This window comes from Maribacter sp. 1_MG-2023 (assembly GCF_030547005.1).
Lineage (GTDB): Bacteria > Bacteroidota > Bacteroidia > Flavobacteriales > Flavobacteriaceae > Maribacter.
The window spans coordinates 188,248-208,369 of sequence record NZ_JAUOPN010000001.1 but is presented as its reverse complement, the minus strand read 5'-3'; the positions used below and the strand labels follow the sequence as shown (position 1 = coordinate 208,369).

The window sequence follows — 20,122 nt, the reverse complement described above, 5'->3', positions numbered from 1 at the left end:
ACTAACAAAGCCTTTATAGTTAGACTATAAAGGCTTTGTTTTATGTTTAAGAGTTTATAAACTACAACTCTAAAAGACCATTAGTTTTAGTTACACCAGCGGCACTTTCTTTCATTTTTGCTTTTTCAGCATCACTTAAAGGAATATCAATAACCTTTTCGATACCGTCTTTTCCTAATATTACCGGTACACCGATACAAATATCATTCAATCCGTATTCACCATCTAACATGGTCGAACATGGAAACATTTTCTTTTGATCACAAGCAATTGCCTGTACCATAGAAGATACTGCAGCACCTGGAGCGTACCATGCGCTTGTACCTAATAATTTAGTTAATGTCGCACCACCAACTTTAGTATCATCAGCAACTTGCTGTAATCTCTCTGCAGATAAAAATTCTGATACACGAATACTGTTTCTAGTTGCGTGAGATGTTAATGGCACCATACCAGTATCACTATGACCACCGATTACCATACCGTCAATATCAGAAATAGGAGCTTCCATTGCTTCTGCTAAACGATACTTGAAACGAGCGCTATCTAAAGCACCACCCATACCAATAATTCTATTTTTTGGAATGCCAGTAGTTTTGTGCACCAAGTACGTCATCGTATCCATAGGGTTACTAACAACTATAATGATAACATTTGGAGAATTCTTTAAAAGGTTGCTTGAAACTGTTTTTACAATACCAGCGTTAATACCTATTAATTCTTCTCTCGTCATTCCTGGTTTTCTTGGAATACCAGAAGTAATTACAGCGATATGGCTATCAGCAGTTTTAGCATAATCATTTGTACTACCTGAAATCTTAGTATCAAAACCCATCAATGATGCAGTTTGCATCAAATCCATAGCCTTACCTTCTGCATAACCTTCTTTAATATCCAAAATAACCACTTCTGAAGCAAAATCTTTAATGGCAATGTATTCTGCACAACTAGCACCTACTGCACCAGCACCTACAACTGTAACTTTCATTTATTTCTATTTTATGAATTATTATATATAAAATGGTACGTCCACTTTATGTTTATTGAATTTTCACTCCAAAAATAGGAATTTATTGACGAAATATGCTATTGAACTATTGATTTAATTAGCTCTCAAAGCCTTTAAAAACATCGATAAAATGCAGGTTTTGTTAAAAAAAATTGCGCTTTAACGAAGATATCGTGAATTAGTTACCATACATCGAATTAAAGTAATAACCCAAAATTAGTCACGTTAATTACTGTGGATCCCAAATCCAAAATTAAATTAACCTACTTATGACTAAGAAGTTCCTCTCTTTGTTGGCGATATGCGCCATAGTGTTTCTTGCGAACTGTTCTAGGATCGAACAAAACAACGATCCTATTATAGGAATATGGTCGCAATCGGAATTAATAGTAACCGAAAATTCTTCGAAACAAACTGTTCGAAAAGAATGGATTTTTAATGATGTTTTCTTAGGAAGATATCATGAAATCGACGGTTCTACAACTACCCTGAAAACAGATTTCAATTGGTCCAAACAAGGCGATATTTATACAGTTGAGTATAAAGGTCTTGACGGCAAACCCAACAATATAATCACTATTAAATCTACTGATGATGGCTTTTACCTTCAGAAGAAAGATGGTGCTACATTGGCAATAAGGGAATAAACGATTTTAACAGGGCCATGGGAAAAAGGCTGTCCGGAGGGATCTGGGCAGTCTTTTTTATACCCATTGTTGTTCTAAAACAGCTTTTAACAAGTATTACCTACGCTTATTTAAAGCACAAAAAAAGGTCCGACGGAATTAGAGATAATTCCTATCGGACCTTTTTAAATTTAAAATTTGTCTTTATCGAATACCGAAGTTGATACCAACAGTAGCAGTATTGAATTCTCCTAAGTTATATTCCGCATGTAGTCTAAAGAAGCCTAATTTAAGTTTCGTACCTAAAGTACCTGTAACTCCGTTTACTTTTTCAGTTATTGAAAAAGGATCTACATATGTTTCAGAAGCAAAAGGTCCACTCGTTACTCTGTACGTACCTAAAACATCTGTTACCGATTTACCAGTAATGTAATTGACACCACCATAAAAATTAATAATCGGTAATTTTGTAGATACTACAGCACCGAATGCCCAACTACCGATCTCTGCCTCCATACGCTGATTTTCACCATCAGTCAATTCAGCATCTGCCAAATCATAATCGCCCTTAATTTTAGTATAACCCACAACTGCTGAAATAGCTACCGGTAAAATTCTATTCGCAGGTAATAATTTAGTAAAATCATGCTGTATTCCAAATCCATACAAACCAATAGAGGTATTCTCATAATCTATTTTAGGAAGAAATCTAGCCTTAAGCTCCGTACCTTTGATTAGACCTATACTTGCTTGCACATAACCTAATGGAGTAAAATTAATATCTTCTCCAGCAAGTCCAGATGGTAATTCAAATGTTTCACGGGCAACTACACCCAATACTTGACTTTCAACAAAAACTTCTATTCCAGAAATATCTCCAAGAGCAGTCGATACTTCTCTTGCAACTCCAGGGTTTTCAACAAAATCAAGGTTTTCATAGTCGTTTGGGTCTAAAAGAAAAGTTTTCTTATCTTTTTTATTTTTAAAACTAGTGATATTACCAATAATTGATATTTCAAATCCACCCAAGGGTTTTGCATCTGCAGTATTATACCACCCTGTAGAAATATTATAAACCACACTCTCAGAAAGCGGCTTCATATAATCTGTTGTAAACGTTTCTGCATCTTCAACACCAGCTGAAAGCACATTATTAAAATCTGATTGAGCAGAAGCAGTTAAGCACGTACAAACAAAAATGGAAGTAAGTAGATTTTTCATATTTCTAATTTTACCTAAAACTAAAAAACCTGCGCTGTAGGCGCAGGTTTTTGTTGTGTAAGTGGTATTTTCTATGTGTCAATGTTTGCATAAACAGCATTTTTCTCAATAAATTCTCTTCTTGGTGGCACTTCGTCACCCATAAGCATTGAGAAAACACGATCCGATTCTGTCGGATTATCAATTTGTATTTGACGTAATGTTCTAAAGTCAGGGTTCATTGTAGTATCCCATAATTGAGATGCATTCATCTCCCCAAGACCTTTGTATCGTTGAATACTAACACCACCACTGTAGCTATCAGCAATTTCATCACGCTCTTTATCACTCCAAGCGTATTGTTTTTTCTGTCCTTTTTTCACTAAATATAAAGGCGGGGTAGCGATATAAATATGCCCTTGCTCTACCAACTCTTTCATGTAACGGAAGAAAAAGGTTAAAATAAGTGTTTCAATATGACTACCATCGACATCGGCATCACACATGATGACTACCTTGTGATATCTTAATTTCGAAAGGTTCAATGCCTTACTATCTTCTTCGGTACCAATAGTTACACCTAAAGCAGTGTACATATTCTTAATTTCTTCGTTTTCAAAAACCTTGTGTTGCATGGCTTTTTCAACGTTCAAAATCTTACCTCTTAAAGGCAGAATCGCTTGAAAGTTACGATCACGACCCATTTTTGCAGTTCCACCCGCCGAATCTCCCTCGACAAGGAATATTTCACATTTTTCAGGATCTTGTTCTGAACAATCTGATAATTTACCAGGTAAACCACCACCGCTCATTACATTCTTACGCTGAACCATTTCACGAGCTTTAGAAGCTGCATGTCTAGCCTGCGCTGCAAGAATTACTTTCTGAACAATAGTTTTAGCATCGTCTGGATGCTCTTCTAAATAATTGGTCAGCATTTCAGACACTGCCTGACTTACCGCTGCAGAAACCTCACGGTTACCTAATTTTGTTTTCGTCTGACCTTCGAATTGAGGTTCAGCAACTTTCACAGATACTATTGCAGTTAGACCTTCACGAAAATCATCTCCTTGAATTTCAAACTTCAATTTATCTAACATTCCAGAAGCATCTGCATACTTCTTTAATGTAGAAGTCAAACCTCTTCTAAATCCAGATAAATGCGTACCACCTTCGTGTGTATTAATATTATTTACGTAAGAATGAAGATTCTCAGTATAACTAGTGTTATAAATCATAGCCACTTCTACAGGGATGTCATTTTTCTCCCCTTCCATAGAAATAACGTCTTTAATTAAAGACTCGCGGTTACTATCTAAAAATCTAACAAACTCTTTAAGGCCTTCAGTAGAAACGAATGTTTCACTAACAAACTCCCCTTTTTCATCTTTCTGGCGTTTATCTGTAATACTGATAGTAACACCTTTATTCAAGAAAGAAAGCTCACGCATTCTGTTCGCTAAAGTCTCGTAACTATATTCTATAGTTTGAGTGAATATGGTATCATCTGGGTGAAAAGTCACCTCAGTACCTCTTTCTGTAGTCTCTCCTATTCTTTTAACAGGATACAATGCTTTACCTCTAGAGTATTCTTGTTGCCAAATAACCCCCTCTTTAAATACCTTAGCAGACAAATGATCTGAAAGTGCATTAACACAGGAAACACCCACACCGTGAAGACCACCAGAAACTTTGTAAGAATCTTTATCGAACTTACCACCGGCACCAATTTTGGTCATTACAACCTGTAATGCAGATACACCTTCTTTTTTGTGAAGATCAACAGGTATACCCCTACCGTTATCTTTAGTGGTTATTGAATTATCTTCGTTTATGATTACACTAATGGTGTCGCAATGACCACCCATAGCCTCATCAATAGAGTTATCAACTACTTCATATACCAAATGGTGCAAACCACGGACCCCAACATCACCAATATACATGGATGGACGCATACGTACGTGCTCCATACCTTCTAAGGCCTGAATACTATCTGCCGAATAATTTTTCTTATTTGCTTCTTCGCTCATAAAATTATGGTTGTTTTACTTCAAATTTTGCAATCTTACAAATATACGCAATACCCCGTGAAATATGGTCTTTCTAGCTATTACGCAAAAGCAAGTTATCAACAATAATTGTGGAAAATTAGCCCTCAACCCCTAAAAAGCAGCATATTTTAGAATACACCCCTAAATTGAAGCGCGAAAGCGGAATAAGTAATAAAATGCATGCCTTGTAAAATGGAAATAAACTTAGTACCTACACTAGAAATTGCATTATTCTCAGCACAATGTTAACATTTTAAAGCCAAAATTAACCGGATTAAAACCGATGTGTGCGCTATCGATCAAAACAAGAAAATATTAAGATTTCCTTTACATATGGCTTTTAACTTAGCTATATAATCTTAAAACAATATATCATGAACGAGGAGCAATTTAAAGGAAAATTGAATATAGCAAAAGGGAAGCTTAAGCAACAATATGCTGACTTAACAGATGATGACTTGAAGTATGCTGAAGGTAAATCTGATGAGCTATTAGGAAGAATTCAAGAAAAAACCGGAGAGTCTAAAGAGAAATTGAAGAAAATGATAAACGACTTATAGCCTACTTTCATTTTTATAAAAAAGCAAACCCCGTCTACAAAGTAGACGGGGTTTTGACAATAGATATAATGACTAATTCAAACCCTATTGTTTAACGTATGCTTCACTATGTACGTTAGCTATTGCTCTACCAGAAGGGTCATTCATATTTTTAAATGCCTCATCCCATTCTAAAGCTGTCGCTGTACTACAAGCTACACTTGCCTCTTGCGGTACACTTAAAGCTGCAGCATCACTAGGAAAATGTCCTTCAAAAATCGTTCTATAGTAATACTCTTCTTTATTCAATGGTGTATTAATAGGAAAACGGAATGCCGCATTCTCTATTTGCTCATCAGTTACCTCTTTGTCGACCAATTCTTTTAGGGTATCGATCCAACTGTAACCAACGCCATCACTAAACTGTTCTTTTTGTCTCCATGCAACACTTTCAGGAATCATATCTTCAAATGCCTTACGAACTACCCATTTCTCCATGCGCTCACCGTTGATCATTTTATCTTGTGGGTTGATGCGCATAGCAACATCCATAAATTCTTTATCCAAAAATGGTACACGTCCTTCAATTCCCCAAGCAGCTAAACTCTTATTAGCTCTTAAACAATCGTACATATGTAACTTATCTAATTTACGTACCGTCTCTTCATGAAACTCTTGTGCATTTGGTGCTTTATGAAAGTATAAGTAACCTCCAAATAACTCATCTGCACCTTCACCAGATAATACCATTTTTATACCCATAGACTTAATAACACGAGCCATTAAGTACATTGGCGTAGAAGAACGAATGGTAGTAATATCATACGTTTCTATGTTATAGATAACATCTTTTATAGCATCTAAACCTTCTTGTATGGTAAATTTAATTTCGTGGTGTACGGTACCAATATGATCAGCAACTTTTTTAGCTGCAGCCAAATCTGGTGACCCCTCTAAACCTACAGAGAAAGAATGTAATTGTGGGTACCAAGCATCAACCGTATCGCCACTTTCAATTCTTTTCTGAGCGTATTTTTTAGCAATAGCAGAAGTTACTGATGAATCTAAACCACCTGACAACAAAACTCCGTAAGGCACATCAGACATCAACTGCCTGTGAACTGCAGCCTCTAAAGCTTCTTTAACTTCTTGTATGCTTGTTTCATTATCTTTAACTGCATCATAATCCATCCAATCTCTAGTGTACCATTTTTTTAATTGACCGTCAGAACTATGTAAATAATGTCCTGGAGGAAATAATTCTATTTTAGTACACGTACCTTCTAATGCTTTCAATTCTGATGCTACGTAGAACGTTCCGTTTTTATCCCACCCCATATATAAAGGAATAATACCCATGTGGTCACGAGCAACAAAATATTCATCTTTCTCAGCATCATAAATAGTAAACCCAAAAATACCATTCAATTCATCTAAAAAATCAACACCTTTTTCTTGATACAAAGCCAATATTACTTCACAGTCAGACTCTGTTTGAAAATCGTATTTACCTTCAAATTGCTTACGTAACTCTCTATGATTATATATTTCACCATTTGCGGCTAATATCAATTTACCATTCGGACTCAATAATGGTTGTTTTCCAGAAGCTGGATCTACAATAGCCAAACGCTCATGCGCTAAGATTGCTTTATCATCTGCATAGATACCACTCCAATCTGGCCCTCTATGTCTAATTTTCTTCGACATTTCCAAAAGTTGAGGTCTAAGTACTTCAGTACTTTCCTTAACATCAAATGCACATACTATTCCACACATAATTTAATAATTATATCATTTCGAATACAAATATCAATTTATTGTTTCAATTAACAAACACATATCTAATTTATGATTACATATTGTAACTATAAAATACATTTTAAGTTATATTTGATATATACAGCCTTTAAATCATGTTTAAAACGTGATGAAATGTAACAATCAAAAATTTAACTTCTTTTTATTAACACTACTGTAAGGAACTGCTTAGTTTTATGACCTAGAAAACCAAAACAAATGATTATGAAAAAAGTATTTACACTAGCTACATTAATGTTAGCCTTAGTTTTAACCTCAACAGTATCTGCCCAAGAATTTTCTGGAATAGACAAAAGCCCAATGGATATGGCTGCCTACCCTACAGATTATAAAGTTTCTGAAAAGGCAGTACGCGTTATTTACGGAAGACCACAATTGAAAGGTCGTTCTATGGAAGAATTAGCTCCAACAGGAAAAGTATGGAGAACAGGTGCGAACGAAGCTCCTGAAATTACATTTTATAAAGATGTAAAATTCGGCGGTAAAGATATTAAAGCTGGAACGTATTCTTTATTCACTATACCTGGTGCAGATGAGTGGACAGTTATATTGAATACAAACTTAAATCAATGGGGTTCTTATTTCTATGATGAAGCTTCTGATGTTGCTCGTATAACAGTACCTAACGGTTCTGATGCTTCGTCACTTGAAGAATTTTCAATCGCTTTCAAAGAAGCTAACGACGGTGCTCATTTAGTAATGGGTTGGGACAAAACAAGAGTTGCTGTTCCAATTACTATGTAATTAGAAACACGATATATTAAAAAAAGCTCGGTCATTGACCGAGCTTTTTTTTTTGACCTTTTTGCTTTTACCGAACTATACCGTTTACAAAAGTCTGCTCGGCACGAATAGTAGGAATCTCTGATACCGGTACCGTCATCATATCTTTATCATAAATAACAAAATCTGCGACCTTACCTGGTTCTATACTACCTTTCTCGTCTTCTTCAAAATTAGAGTACGCTGCCCAAATAGTCATTCCCTTCAAGGTTTCTTCTCTAGATAACGCTTCTTCCATTTGAAAACCTCCTTTAGGGTACCCGCTTGTATCTTGTCTTGCTACTGCAGCATAAAATGTCAAAAACGGACTTACATCTTCTACAGGAAAATCGGTTCCTAGCGCAATTGTACCTGCTTTATTTAATAACGTTTTATACGCATAAGCGCCTTTTACTCTCTCCCCTAAACGATCTTCTGCCCAATACATATCGCTAGTTGCGTGTGTTGGTTGTACCGACGGAATAATACCATCTTCAAAGTAATCGAAATCACCTTCTGTTAATACTTGGGCATGTTCAATTTTCCATCGTCTATCAGATTTACCCTGTAGCACGTTTTTATAAGCTCTTAATACCGCAATATTTGCAGAGTCGCCAATGGCATGGGTATTCATTTGATATTCTGAATTTGCCAGTTTTTGAGCCAAAGCCTCTATATCTGCAACGGGAGTAATCATAGCCCCAAAGTGCTCAGGTAGATCACTATATTCTTTTTTTAAAGCAGCACCTCTAGAACCTAATGCTCCGTCGCCATACACTTTAATAGATCGTACGTTCAATCGATCTGTTTTAATTGGACCTTTATTTATATAGTAATCTACATCTTCTTTATTGTTGCTTACCATGGCATATATTCTAATCGATAATTCACCTGCCTGTTGCAAGCTATCGATAAGCTCAATAGTACTTCTATCTAATCCCGCATCGTTTACAGTTGTAAGTCCGTGGTTCAAGCTTATTCTTTCTGCATCTTTTAATGCTTTAATTTTGTCTTCCAATGTTGGCGATGGCATAATACTATCTACAAGCGTCATTGGGTTATCGACCAAAATTCCAGTAATACCAGAATAGCCATTTTCCCATTTTTTTACAATTTCACCACCTTCAACTTTAGTACTCCAGTCAATACCAGCCATATCCAAAGCTTTCTGATTCACCAAATATGCATGACCGTCTACACGTTCCAATGCTACGGGTATATCAGGAAAAATAGTATCTAATTGCACTTTTGTCGGAAATTCTTTTACTTCCCAATCATTCTGATCCCAACCTCTACCTCTAACAAAAGACTTTGGGTTGGCTGTATGAAAAGCTCTTACGCGCTCCAATACTTCATCAAAACTTGTAGTCCCTACTAAATCTACTATTTGCTGGGTAAGTCCTAATCCGTAAAAATGGCAATGCGCATCTATTAAACCGGGAGTAATAGCTCTACCATCGGCATCGATTAATTGGTCTGAAGTATAAACATCACGAATTTCATCTGTAGTACCTACAGCAATAAATTTACCATCTTGCACGGCAAAAGCCTGAGCTTCAGAAAAGGAATCATCTACAGTATAGACTTTAGCATTTACGATTACAAGATCGACTTTCTCTTTCATGAGTTCGCAACCAGATAATAATACGAGTAAAATTGGAAGTAGTTTTTTCAAAACAAAAAATAGTTAGTTAGTAAAATTGTCAAACAAGGCTATAAGCGCCTTTTTAAATAATTACTGAAAACTAAGTATTTTTTCGGAAAGATTTAAATCTTTATTCTACAGGAGTTTGTCGCTTAGCTAAAACTTCGTTTGAGCCACTTTCAGAATAAGATTCTCCAATCATCTTATCTCCTTCTACTTCAAGAACAAAAGAGATACGATCTATACCTTCTTTATTAATATTAAAATTGATGCGATTATTATCAACCTTTATATCTTGACCATTTAATGACCCCGTTTTTAAGCTAATTACAACTTGGTAGTCGTCATTTGGTTTTGAAATAAATATTCGCCCCTTTCTATAAGGTGCATCAGCCTCAGGCATTAAAAACTCCCAAACACCCAAAACAGGATTTTTATCAATAATTTGCTCATGTTCTACTACATCATATGATGAATTTATCGAACGATTTTCGATAAACGAATTCATAAATAGAACATTTGTAAATAAGACAATTTTTATTAAAACATGGTTAGTGCTCATTTTATAAAGTATTGTTTTATATGCATTAGTAACGATACTAAGATAAAATTATTTTACAAATTGTAAGGTTTTTACTACTACAATTTCCTTTTCGCTACAATCCAACTCGTTATTTTTTCTTCTAATAGTACCAAAGGTAAACTACCTGAGTCTAAAATTTGACTATGAAATTCTCTAATATCAAATTTATCACCTAAGGCTTTTTCTGCCTTTGTTCTTAGTTCTCGAATTTTTAACTGACCAATTTTATACGATAGCGCTTGACCTGGGGTTGCCATATAACGCTCTATTTCAGCAATAATACTTTCTTCAGATTCTGCCTCGTTATCTAAAGAGTATTGAATCGCTTTTTCTCTGCTCCATCCTTTTGCATGAATACCTGTGTCAACGACTAGGCGAATTGCTCTATGCATCTCCATACTCAACATTCCAAAATATTGGTATGGATCTGTATAAATTCCCAATTCTTTTCCTAAAGATTCTGCATATAACGCCCAACCTTCTACAAAAACACCCATACTTTCAGGATGTAAAAACTCAGGAAGATTCTTATTCTCTTGCTGTAGACTTAATTGAAAGTGATGCCCAGGTATAGCTTCATGCAAAAACAAAGCTTCATCATGCACCATGTTATAACTCGTCACATCAGGTATAGGAACATAGAAAATTCCCGCTCTAGATCCATCTTTCGACCCTGGTACATATTCTGCACTTGCCGATGCTTCTCTAAATGCTTCGGTTCTACGCACATTAAAACCTGCTTTGGGTGTTAACGCAAATAAAGAATCTATTCGTAAAGCAATACGTTCATTAATAACATTAAAACTTTCAATTACTTCTTCTGGTTTTGAAAAAGGCATCAGTTCTTTTTTATTACGTAGAGAATTAAAGAATGATTTTAAGTCTCCTTTAAACCCTATTTCATTTTTAACCGCTTGCATTTCTTTAGAAATACGAGCCACTTCAGACAAGCCCAATTCATGAATTTCACTTGCTGTCATGTTTGTGGTCGTATGCAATTTTATTAAATACTGATACGTTTCTTTTCCATTTGCCAGCTCTAATAATCCATCTGTATCTCTACAAGCAGGTAAATATACCTCAGTTAAAAACTGATTTAATTCTACATATTTAGGAGTTAGTTTTTCTTGAATGAAATCTTCATAATTACTATGTAATATGTCCATATCAACATCAGACAGTCCGTCAGGGAAATTCATTATCGGCTGATAGAACAGATTTTCTTCAAGCGGAACATCAATAAACGACTGTATCTGAGGTAGCATTTTCAAGGTCAGCACTTTTGGCAGCACGACACCTCTATCCATACCGACCTTCATCTTTTCGATAGACGTATCTAAAAACACCAAGTAATCTTCTAACCTACTTAACCAATTATTATAATCTTCAATATTCTTAAAAGGTTGAACACTGGCACCACCTGCCAATTGAGCAACATACAAATGCAAAGACTGTATTTGAAAAAGTGGCATTAACTCAAAATTCGGCAAATCGTAGATTGGGGAAGCAACCGTTACTAAGGGGTTCATTACCCCTTCTAACTTTACAGTACAATCCCACTGCATAACGCGCATGCTCATATAATCGGCAGCACTAATATTCATGGAATCGTATTTACTTAATTCATCTAAAAAATAAGAGTATCGATCTTTTAAATATAAAATATAATCATCAGAAATATAGTTGGCTATGGTATCATTATATGCCGAAAAGCCAGCTTTGGTAGCCTCTATTGGGTTGATGCTTTTCTTAAACTCATAAAACTCGATAAAAACCTCAGCAATAGGTTTCGTTGTGGCGGTCTGTTCCTCTTTTGGAACTTCTTTACATGAAGTAATAACTGCAACGAATAATAAAAGCCAAAGTGTACGAATCATAGTATTAGTATTTGCACTGAAAAATACAAAAACTAATACTATAGAATGAAGTCTATTTTAGAAACTGTTTACTTTTTGGATTTAGAATTCGCCTTCTCTTTAATTTTTACGTAAATCAACTTTTTACGACCCTTAGAATCTTCTCTTCTTTCTATCTCGAAATGAGGAATGGAATTGATTAACGGAGTCAATTTTTGGAATCCGTAATTACGAGAATCGAAATTAGGTTGTTTCTTTTGTAATAAGCTACCAACATCGCCCAAAAAAGCCCAACCATCATCATCGGCAACATCATCGACAGTCGTTGAAATAAAACGTAATGCTTTAGGCGTAATCTTATCGACCGTATTCTTTTCTGCCGGAGTTTTGTCTGTAGCATCTGAAGTTTCTTCTTCTGATCTACCCTTAAGAATTTCTATATAAATGAATTTATCACAAGCTACAATAAACGGATTAGGAGTTTTACGTTCACCAATACCAAATACCTGCATACCTGCTTCTCTTAATCTTGTAGCTAAACGTGTGAAATCGCTATCACTACTAACAATACAGAATCCGTTAACCTTGCCAGCATACAAAACATCCATAGCATCGATAATCATGGCAGAATCGGTTGCATTTTTACCTTGTGTATACCCGTATTGCTGAATAGGTGTAATGGCATTTTCAAGCAGTACATTTTTCCATTTCCCTAAACGCGGGTTGGTCCAATCTCCATAAATACGTTTTATGGTAGGGTTACCATATTTAGCAATCTCCTCCATCATTTCCTTTACATAGGCAGATGGTATATTATCGCCATCTATTAATACTGCTAAATTCAAATCCATTTTGTAGTGTTTTATGTAAAGGTAATTTGATTTCTACTTGAATAGCAAGATGTTAACCGATAAAGTTAAAAATGATTTTTTAACTGCAGATTATCAGCTTTTAAGAATCTATAACTACAATTACATATCCATAAAAAATTCTATTTTTTATATATCAATTAATGATTTTTGAAAGAAGTTAAGTATAGAAAAATTACTACTACAGAAATACATCATAGCCCTCAGTCTTTTTATCGCTAACTTGTTATTCTAAAAACTAATTCAAAAGGCATGAAAAATAAATCCCCTATTTCCTTACTACCACTTTTACTTGTTTTAATCACTTGTTTTTCAAGCTTTGCTCAAGAAAAAGAATATTATGAACTAAAAACCTACACCATAAAAAATGACATCCAAGAAAAAATGGTCGATGACTATTTGAAGGATGCTTACCTGCCCGCTTTAAAAAGAATGGGTATTGAAAATATAGGGGTATTTAAAGTGCGTAGTGATAAATATAAAATGAGCAATAAAATCTATGTACTTATACCGTATACATCACTTACTCAATTCGAAAGTGTCGAAAAAATATTAGTACTTGATAAGGTACATGTAACCGATGGCGCAGATTATATAAATGCAAAGTTTGAAAATCCACCTTACGAACGCATCAAATCAGTCTTACTGCGTGCCTTCCCAGATATGCCTAAAATGAAACCAACTACTGTCGAAGGCGTTAGAAAAGATAGAGTTTATGAATTGAGAAGTTATGAATCACCAACAGAGGCACTTTATAAAAACAAAGTAGATATGTTCAATGAAGGTGGCGAAGTTACATTATTCAAAAATTTAGGCTTTAATGCTGTATTTTATGCTGAAGTTATTTCTGGAGACCGTATGCCGAATTTAATGTACATGACCACATTCTCAAATTTAAAGGTACGTGATTCTTTATGGGAACAATTTGGTTCATCACCTAAATGGAAAGAAATTTCTTCAATGGAAAAATATCAAAACAACATGAATAAATTGGATCGCCATTTATTGTACCCAACCGAGTACTCCGATTACTAATTTATCTTACTTAAAATAAATTCTACACGCCGGTTGAGAAATCTACCGGCTTCTGTTTCGTTAGTTGTAATGGGTTTTGAACTGCCAAATCCTTCAGCTTTGATTCTATTTGTTTGAATTCCGTTTTTAGTTAAATAAGCAACCACTTCTAAAGCTCGCCGTACAGACAATCGTTTATTAAAAGAGTCTGACCCAACACTATCGGTATTCCCAAAAATTTTAATATTGATGTTTGTATTTGTTTTTAAATAAGCAAGCAGCGATTCCATTTCTTGCTGATGGTCTCCTCTTATTTTAGACTTGTTAGAATTAAAATAGACGTCTTTAAATATGTGCACACTATCCAATTCATATTCTTTTAGTTCTGTAACCTGTGAGTTTTGAGATTTTGATTTCACGTTCAATACCGAAACCATATCCAAATAGTAATAAGAGCCTTTTGTAATTTTTCTTTTTGTTTGATATTTCTGTGTGCGTTTGTTGTTCTTAAAATTACCGATAGTCAAATAATTCTCGGTTCCAGAAGCTTCAAACTCCGTGGTCAGTTTCACCCATTTAATTTCATCGGAATAATATTTAGAATAGGATATTTCCAATTCTTCAGATACTTCACCCTTCATCTTAGACAAGTGTAAACCTGATAGTACTTTGCTAGTCTCAACCTCAACAGGAAACTCGGTAAACCGTATACCAAATTCCTTCACAGCAAAATCTGATCTTTCTGCCAAACTCACGTAAAATGAAATCTTATATCGCTCTCCTTTCGTTAAGGTGTTACTCAATTTTGCCTGAATATATTCTCTATAATCATTAGGTGCATACATATAGAAACCCACATACCCTACTCCAAAATCAGCGGGTTGCTTTCCATTGAAATTTTCTGGAGTTCCCATGGCAATACTGCAACCATTAAAATAATCTGTTGAACCCAAGGTGGGCATATTCCAATCTATTACATCTTTTTCAAGATTACCCAATTTAACGGGACAGTCTCTATACAATTCAAAACTAGGGTTCACCACAAAATTTTGACCAAATCCGTAAAAATGCATGCAAAGTATTAGCATACTTATAATTCCAAAATGTGGTATTCTAGTGAACATGTGATTTGTACAGAATCTCTAAAATACAGAAATCTCACAAAATGGAGTAATTGACTTAAATAGAAAAGCCCTTCTCATTTTTGAGAAGGGCTTTTTAATTCTTTTAAATTTTATTATAAATTCTAGAAATCGAACTTATACGTTGCGCCTCCCAATATCTGAATTCCTTGAACTTGAAAATTAGCCCATCGTTCGTAAGCGTTGTTAGAAAGGTTTGCTCCTTTTATAAAGAACGACCATTGATCTGTATAACGATACCCAACATGTGCGTTAGCATCAAAATAACCATCTAAAGTTATTAAGACTGCTGGAAAATCGCTTGATGGCACATTTTCTAATGCAGTTGACGAAAAATCATCTCGCTCGCCTACATAAAATAAGTTAGCACCTGCGTACCACTTCTCCCCTATTTGATAATCCATAAACAGGGATGCTTTAAAATTCGGCAAGTTCCAAGCTGGGTTACCTGTTTCCGTACTATAATCATACACGGCTACATTTACACCTAAGGTAAAATTACGGTTTACATCAACATTCAATTCTGCAAAAATTCCCAAGGTTTTGATATCATCATAAAAAACATCAAATGAATTACCATAATAGTACCCTTTATCATCTGACCTGAAATCATTTCTAGGGTTCAATGTATACAATGGTCTGTTATTCTCTGCCGAGTATGACCCTTTTACATTATAACTCAAATTAGGCAACAACTGACCTTTAAAACCTACATAAGCATTATACTGACTATCTGTAGGCGCAATATTTAATGTTGGAGATACATATGGATTACCCTCTACTAAATCATAATAAGAGTTCTGCTTTAATTCACCCGTTACTCCGCCATAAGCGATTACCGTTTCATCTAACAATCTGTATGAAGCTGTCACAGCAGGGTAGATATAGAAGTTACTTTCGCTATTCTCCAAATCCATTCCATATACCAAATTCACTCCTAAATTCAACGAAAGATCATCTCGTAGCATTTTTAAAGACGGATTAATACCTACTTGTAAATTACTATAAGATATTCCATTATCATTGGTAGTACTGCTTACAGAAGCATTTTCAAAAGTACCGCCAACATAATCAACATTTACTTTTGCATTTAAAGTCTCTGCGTTAACCGGAAACTCAAATCCGGTATTGAATATCGCTCTGTTTTCACCTGAACTTACTGCGTCAAAAAATCGTCGGTATTTTAAATCTGCTCTTTTAAAATAAGCGTCTTCAACATTAATATGACCACTAGCTTCGCCCATGTAATAGTTTTGGCGTTCATCAATACTATTCAGTACCGTTTCACTTAATACACCTGGCTCAATACCGTACCAATTGTACAATTGATGTTGTAAACCAATCGCCGCTCCCCAATCTAAATCGCGATCACGCTTTGCGTATGATGCGTCTAATTTGGTATCATAGAACGTATCGCTCAATTCTACACCATCAATACCGCCACGAGACGATAAGTGATTGAAGCCAATATCGAAATTCTCATCTCTATTAATGGTTCTACTGGTATAAAATTCACCCAACACATTACCATACAATCCCGCACCTAAAGAGGCATACGAATTATACAATACTGGTGGCGGTAATCTTTCAACTTTCGATGCCGTACCTTTATTAGGTGTAAACGTCGATGCTACGGGAACGGAAAAAATACTATAATTGATAGGCTTTTTCTGTAACACGATAGAGTCGTTCATATTCGGTACCGACTTAATCTTAAAAGCATCTGAAACGGTTGGCGTATATGCTTTAGTTACCGTTACGGTCTCCGTACCCAAATCTTTTTCCTCTTCTTCTTGAGCAAAAACATCTTGAAAGCCAAGCGTTAAAAATATAAGCGTAAATATATGTTTGTTGTACATAGATGTTCTTTTACTGGTGTACGTAATTTTTAGTTAGGATCAACCGATGAGTTACTTTTCGCCTCTTTCGATTTAATGATAGCAAGCTCTGCTCTTGCCTCTGAAACAATTTCTGGATATTGACTAAAGTTTGTTATGACACTTTCTAAAATGTATGTCGCTTGGTAAGCATCATTTAATGCATAATAGTTTTTAGCCATTAACACTAAACCTTTACCTCCCCATTCTTTATACGCTGCATAATCTTTAGCTAATTTTTGAACTGCAATATTAGAGTTCTCATAAGCTCCATCTTTATGCTCAAAATAGGCGTTATAATACAATGCTTCTGCAGCTGTTTCACCCGATGCTATTTGAAAGACCTCAGCATATGCCGATTCCGCTTTTACCTCATCATTTGTTGCAATGGCAGATCTTGCGATCATAATTTGCGCATCACTCTTAATTCTATTATCAATATTCGAAGTTGCCAATACCTTATCGGCATATGCTATGGTCTTCGGATAATTCTTTTGCTTGTAATACCCTTTCATTAGGTTAGATCGTGCAAATGTTCTGTTCTGTGAAATGTTCGCCTGACTCTCTAATTTCAATAAATATGGCAATGCAATTTGATAATCATTTTTAGAAATATAAACTTCACATACACGAGTTAATGCCTGCTCGGCATATTCGCTAGTGCTTCTATCGGCAACATACTTATAATATGGCAAAGCCGATTCTTTTTCCCCTTTTCCGAAATACAATTGCGCTAAACTAAAGTTAGCATCTACAGCATGTAAACCAGTTGAGAACTGTTGAATGTAATTTTTATATCCTTTAATAGCTGCATCAACATTACCTTCTAAATTCTGCTTTTGTGCAGCATCGAAAGTGGCGTTATCCAATTCAGCATCGGTAACCTGTACAAAATCGAGCGTGCGAACCCACTCTGCATATTCGTTTACACGACCCATATCTACATAAACCAATTTTGCCGTTGCCACAGCTTGTATTGCTTCTTGTGTTCTTGGAAAATCGCGAACAACTGTTTTAAACTTCGCCAAAGCAGCTTCGTTTCTTGCGGCATTGTAATTTACAAGCCCCTGTCTCATTAATGCTTGAGGCACTAAGGAACTACCTCTGTATTCACTGATCAAACGATCGTAAGCAGCAAGACCTTTGTTCTCTTGACCTTGAGAAACATAGGTGTTTCCTAATTCAAACAAGGCATCATCTTTAAAACTAGATCTTGGGTATTGGCTTACAAATTCTTCTAAGTTTTCAATTTTGCTATCACCTCTATCCACATAACCGTAGCTCATCGCTTTTTGGTAAAAGGCATAATCTTTCTCTGGTCCCGTTAAAGCCAATGCTTTATTATAAGTTTCTATAGCTGGCCAATATTTACTTGTAGCGTAGTAACTGTCACCCAATCTCAAATAGCCATCGTGTAATTTCTCTACTTCTGTATTTCCGTTTGCTGTAAACGAATTGAAATAGGTAATGGCATTGGTATAATCTTTTTGTTTAAAATAGCCATATGCCAGGTTGTAATCTACATCGGCATACATTTCTGTGTTTTTTGCGGACGGATTATTCTTGAACGAGGTATATCCTTTCACCGCATCATCAAAACGATTAGATAAGTAGTCAGATTCAGCCTTCCAGTAATTCGCTCTTGCTTTAAACAGCATATCTTCTGCATTGCTTAGAGATTTATTGAAGTTTTCAGCTGCAGCATTATAATCCCCTTCCATAAAAAGTTCAATACCTCTGTAATAGGCAACTTTTTGATAGACAGCTTTACTAGCATAGTTCTTATTCTCTTCTAGCAACGTCATTGCGCCTGCGAAGTTCTTAGAAGTAATGTATGAATCTACCAACAAGGTCTGCATCTCATCTTGGTGTTCATCTTTCGGGTAGGTTTTTAAATAATTTGTAATTACCTGAGGAACCGGCTCATAGGCATTACCCACCTCATAACTTAAACGTGCATAATTTAAAAATGCATCTTTTTGAATCTCGGCACTATAATCCATTTCAGAAGCATTACGGAAAGCATTTAAAGCTTCCTGTTTTTTATCCAACTTCAAATAACATTCTGCCAAATGATAATATGCATTTTGCGCAACGCTGTTAGTACCGCCAATAATTTTATTGAATTGAGCGATGGCATTACTATAATCGCCTCCTTTATAATAAGCGTAACCTAAGTAGTAATAATCGGTATTGCTCCATTTACCACCTTTACCATTGTATTCCGTTAAGTACGGAATCGCATTTTCGTATTGCTTCAAGTTAAAGTAACTCTCCCCAATAATCTTATTTAATTCAGATACTTCTCGTCTGTCAGCTTTTGTTAGTTGTTTTTTCGCCAAAGCAATCGCCTCATCGAACTTACCGAGCTTAAAATTCATATCCGCCTGATAATAGCTCAGCTTCTCCTCCAATACATCTTGATCGGTAATTTGATCAAAACGCTGATTTGCCGTTTCGTAATCATCTTCTTGATATGAAATATAACCCAAGTAGTATTTTGCTTGAGAACCGTACACTTGAGAAGTAGTTACTTTTTCAAGATACTTTTCGGCTTGTTTTGTTTTACGAGATGAGAATAAAGAGTAGCCATAATTGAAGTTGAACTTATCCATCTCGCCACGAGAAAGTGAGTTCTGATCTACCTTGTCATACCATTTCAATGCATACGGGTATTTACCTGTTTGAAAGTAGTACTCTGCCACATCGGCAAAGGCAGAATTACGTTTGGTAGAAGTCGGGTATTTTTCCACGAAATCTTCCATCAATCGGTCTGCACCCATCTGATTTAAGCGCACTGCCGCATTTGCTGCGTAGTAAGCACTATTGGCAGCGGTCTCCTCGTCTTTTGTAGACACTTTGACCTTTTCGAAAATGGTCTGTGCCGCTTGGTATTGTTCGTTGTTGTATAGCGCTAGCGCGTCTTGAAAAGCCTTTTGCTCATGAGTATAAATCTTAGTTTCTTGGGCACTTGTCAAAGCGACCAAACCGAATACCAATGGAATAAAAGCGGTGATTTTTTTAAGCATAGTGTTCTGTACCTATTTAGAATTACCAGTATCACATGTGATAACGGCAAAAATTGTACCTAAGTATGTGTAATACGCACTCAAAATAAAAGATTT

15 protein-coding genes are annotated in these 20,122 nt (G+C 35.5%); 4 read left to right on the top strand and 11 right to left on the bottom strand.

Features of this window, described 5'->3' with window-relative positions; all coding sequences use genetic code 11:
• Positions 1–61: 61 nt before the first annotated feature.
• A complete protein-coding gene (locus tag Q4500_RS01075; protein ID WP_303597908.1) occupies positions 62–988 on the bottom strand; it encodes a malate dehydrogenase in 927 nt (308 codons plus the stop codon).
• 290 nt (positions 989–1,278) lie between these two features.
• On the opposite strand from Q4500_RS01075, the gene Q4500_RS01070 reads away from it, so the two are divergent.
• Positions 1,279–1,656: a hypothetical protein gene (locus tag Q4500_RS01070; RefSeq protein WP_303597907.1), complete on the top strand. Its 378-nt coding sequence runs from the start codon at positions 1,279–1,281 to the stop codon at positions 1,654–1,656.
• A gap of 183 nt (positions 1,657–1,839) precedes the next feature.
• Here the strand turns inward: Q4500_RS01070 and Q4500_RS01065 are convergent, their stop codons facing one another.
• Positions 1,840–2,856 (bottom strand): DUF6588 family protein, encoded by a 1,017-nt coding sequence (locus Q4500_RS01065; protein WP_303597906.1) that lies wholly within the window; start codon positions 2,854–2,856, stop codon positions 1,840–1,842.
• Between the two features lie 71 nt (positions 2,857–2,927).
• Entirely contained in the window at positions 2,928–4,868 is a 1,941-nt protein-coding gene (gene gyrB, locus Q4500_RS01060; RefSeq protein WP_303597905.1) for a DNA topoisomerase (ATP-hydrolyzing) subunit B, read from the bottom strand.
• A gap of 395 nt (positions 4,869–5,263) precedes the next feature.
• Between gyrB and Q4500_RS01055 the strand changes: the two genes are divergently transcribed.
• Positions 5,264–5,449 carry a CsbD family protein gene (locus Q4500_RS01055; RefSeq protein WP_303597904.1) on the top strand — a complete coding sequence of 62 codons (186 nt, stop codon included), beginning with the start codon at positions 5,264–5,266 and terminating at the stop codon, positions 5,447–5,449.
• An 84-nt stretch (positions 5,450–5,533) separates the two neighbouring features.
• Here Q4500_RS01055 and asnB read toward each other — a convergent pair whose 3' ends face one another.
• Positions 5,534–7,207 (bottom strand): asparagine synthase B, encoded by a 1,674-nt coding sequence (gene asnB / locus Q4500_RS01050; RefSeq protein ID WP_303597903.1) that lies wholly within the window; start codon positions 7,205–7,207, stop codon positions 5,534–5,536.
• Positions 7,208–7,453: 246 nt separating this feature from the next.
• Here asnB and Q4500_RS01045 point away from each other — a divergent pair, with 246 nt between their 5' ends.
• A complete protein-coding gene (locus Q4500_RS01045) occupies positions 7,454–7,993 on the top strand; it encodes a DUF2911 domain-containing protein (protein ID WP_303597902.1) in 540 nt (179 codons plus the stop codon).
• A 67-nt stretch (positions 7,994–8,060) separates the two neighbouring features.
• Here the strand turns inward: Q4500_RS01045 and Q4500_RS01040 are convergent, their stop codons facing one another.
• From Q4500_RS01040 to Q4500_RS01025, 4 genes are all read right to left on the bottom strand, one after another.
• Positions 8,061–9,635, bottom strand: a complete 1,575-nt coding sequence (locus tag Q4500_RS01040; RefSeq protein WP_303598246.1) for an amidohydrolase — start codon at positions 9,633–9,635, stop codon at positions 8,061–8,063.
• 151 nt (positions 9,636–9,786) lie between these two features.
• On the bottom strand, positions 9,787–10,164 hold the full coding sequence (locus Q4500_RS01035; protein WP_303597901.1) for a hypothetical protein: 378 nt from the start codon (positions 10,162–10,164) through the stop codon (positions 9,787–9,789).
• 131 nt (positions 10,165–10,295) lie between these two features.
• Positions 10,296–12,116 (bottom strand): DUF885 family protein, encoded by a 1,821-nt coding sequence (locus Q4500_RS01030; protein ID WP_303597900.1) that lies wholly within the window; start codon positions 12,114–12,116, stop codon positions 10,296–10,298.
• Between the two features lie 68 nt (positions 12,117–12,184).
• The gene (locus tag Q4500_RS01025) at positions 12,185–12,946 is read right to left on the bottom strand and encodes an NYN domain-containing protein (RefSeq protein ID WP_303597899.1); all 762 of its coding nucleotides are present in this window, start codon (positions 12,944–12,946) and stop codon (positions 12,185–12,187) included.
• A gap of 270 nt (positions 12,947–13,216) precedes the next feature.
• Between Q4500_RS01025 and Q4500_RS01020 the strand changes: the two genes are divergently transcribed.
• Positions 13,217–13,999, top strand: coding sequence for an NIPSNAP family protein (locus Q4500_RS01020; protein ID WP_303597898.1), 783 nt, complete (start codon positions 13,217–13,219; stop codon positions 13,997–13,999).
• Here the strand turns inward: Q4500_RS01020 and Q4500_RS01015 are convergent.
• The 3 genes from Q4500_RS01015 to Q4500_RS01005 all read right to left on the bottom strand — a co-directional run bounded on the left by Q4500_RS01015 (position 13,996) and on the right by Q4500_RS01005 (position 20,026).
• Positions 13,996–15,102 carry an OmpA family protein gene (locus Q4500_RS01015; protein ID WP_303597897.1) on the bottom strand — a complete coding sequence of 369 codons (1,107 nt, stop codon included), beginning with the start codon at positions 15,100–15,102 and terminating at the stop codon, positions 13,996–13,998. The genes Q4500_RS01020 and Q4500_RS01015 overlap by 4 nt on opposite strands.
• 122 nt (positions 15,103–15,224) lie before the next feature.
• The gene (locus tag Q4500_RS01010) at positions 15,225–16,979 is read right to left on the bottom strand and encodes a TonB-dependent receptor (protein ID WP_303597896.1); all 1,755 of its coding nucleotides are present in this window, start codon (positions 16,977–16,979) and stop codon (positions 15,225–15,227) included.
• A gap of 29 nt (positions 16,980–17,008) precedes the next feature.
• Positions 17,009–20,026, bottom strand: coding sequence for a tetratricopeptide repeat protein (locus Q4500_RS01005; RefSeq protein ID WP_303597895.1), 3,018 nt, complete (start codon positions 20,024–20,026; stop codon positions 17,009–17,011).
• Between the last annotated feature and the right edge of the window lie 96 nt (positions 20,027–20,122).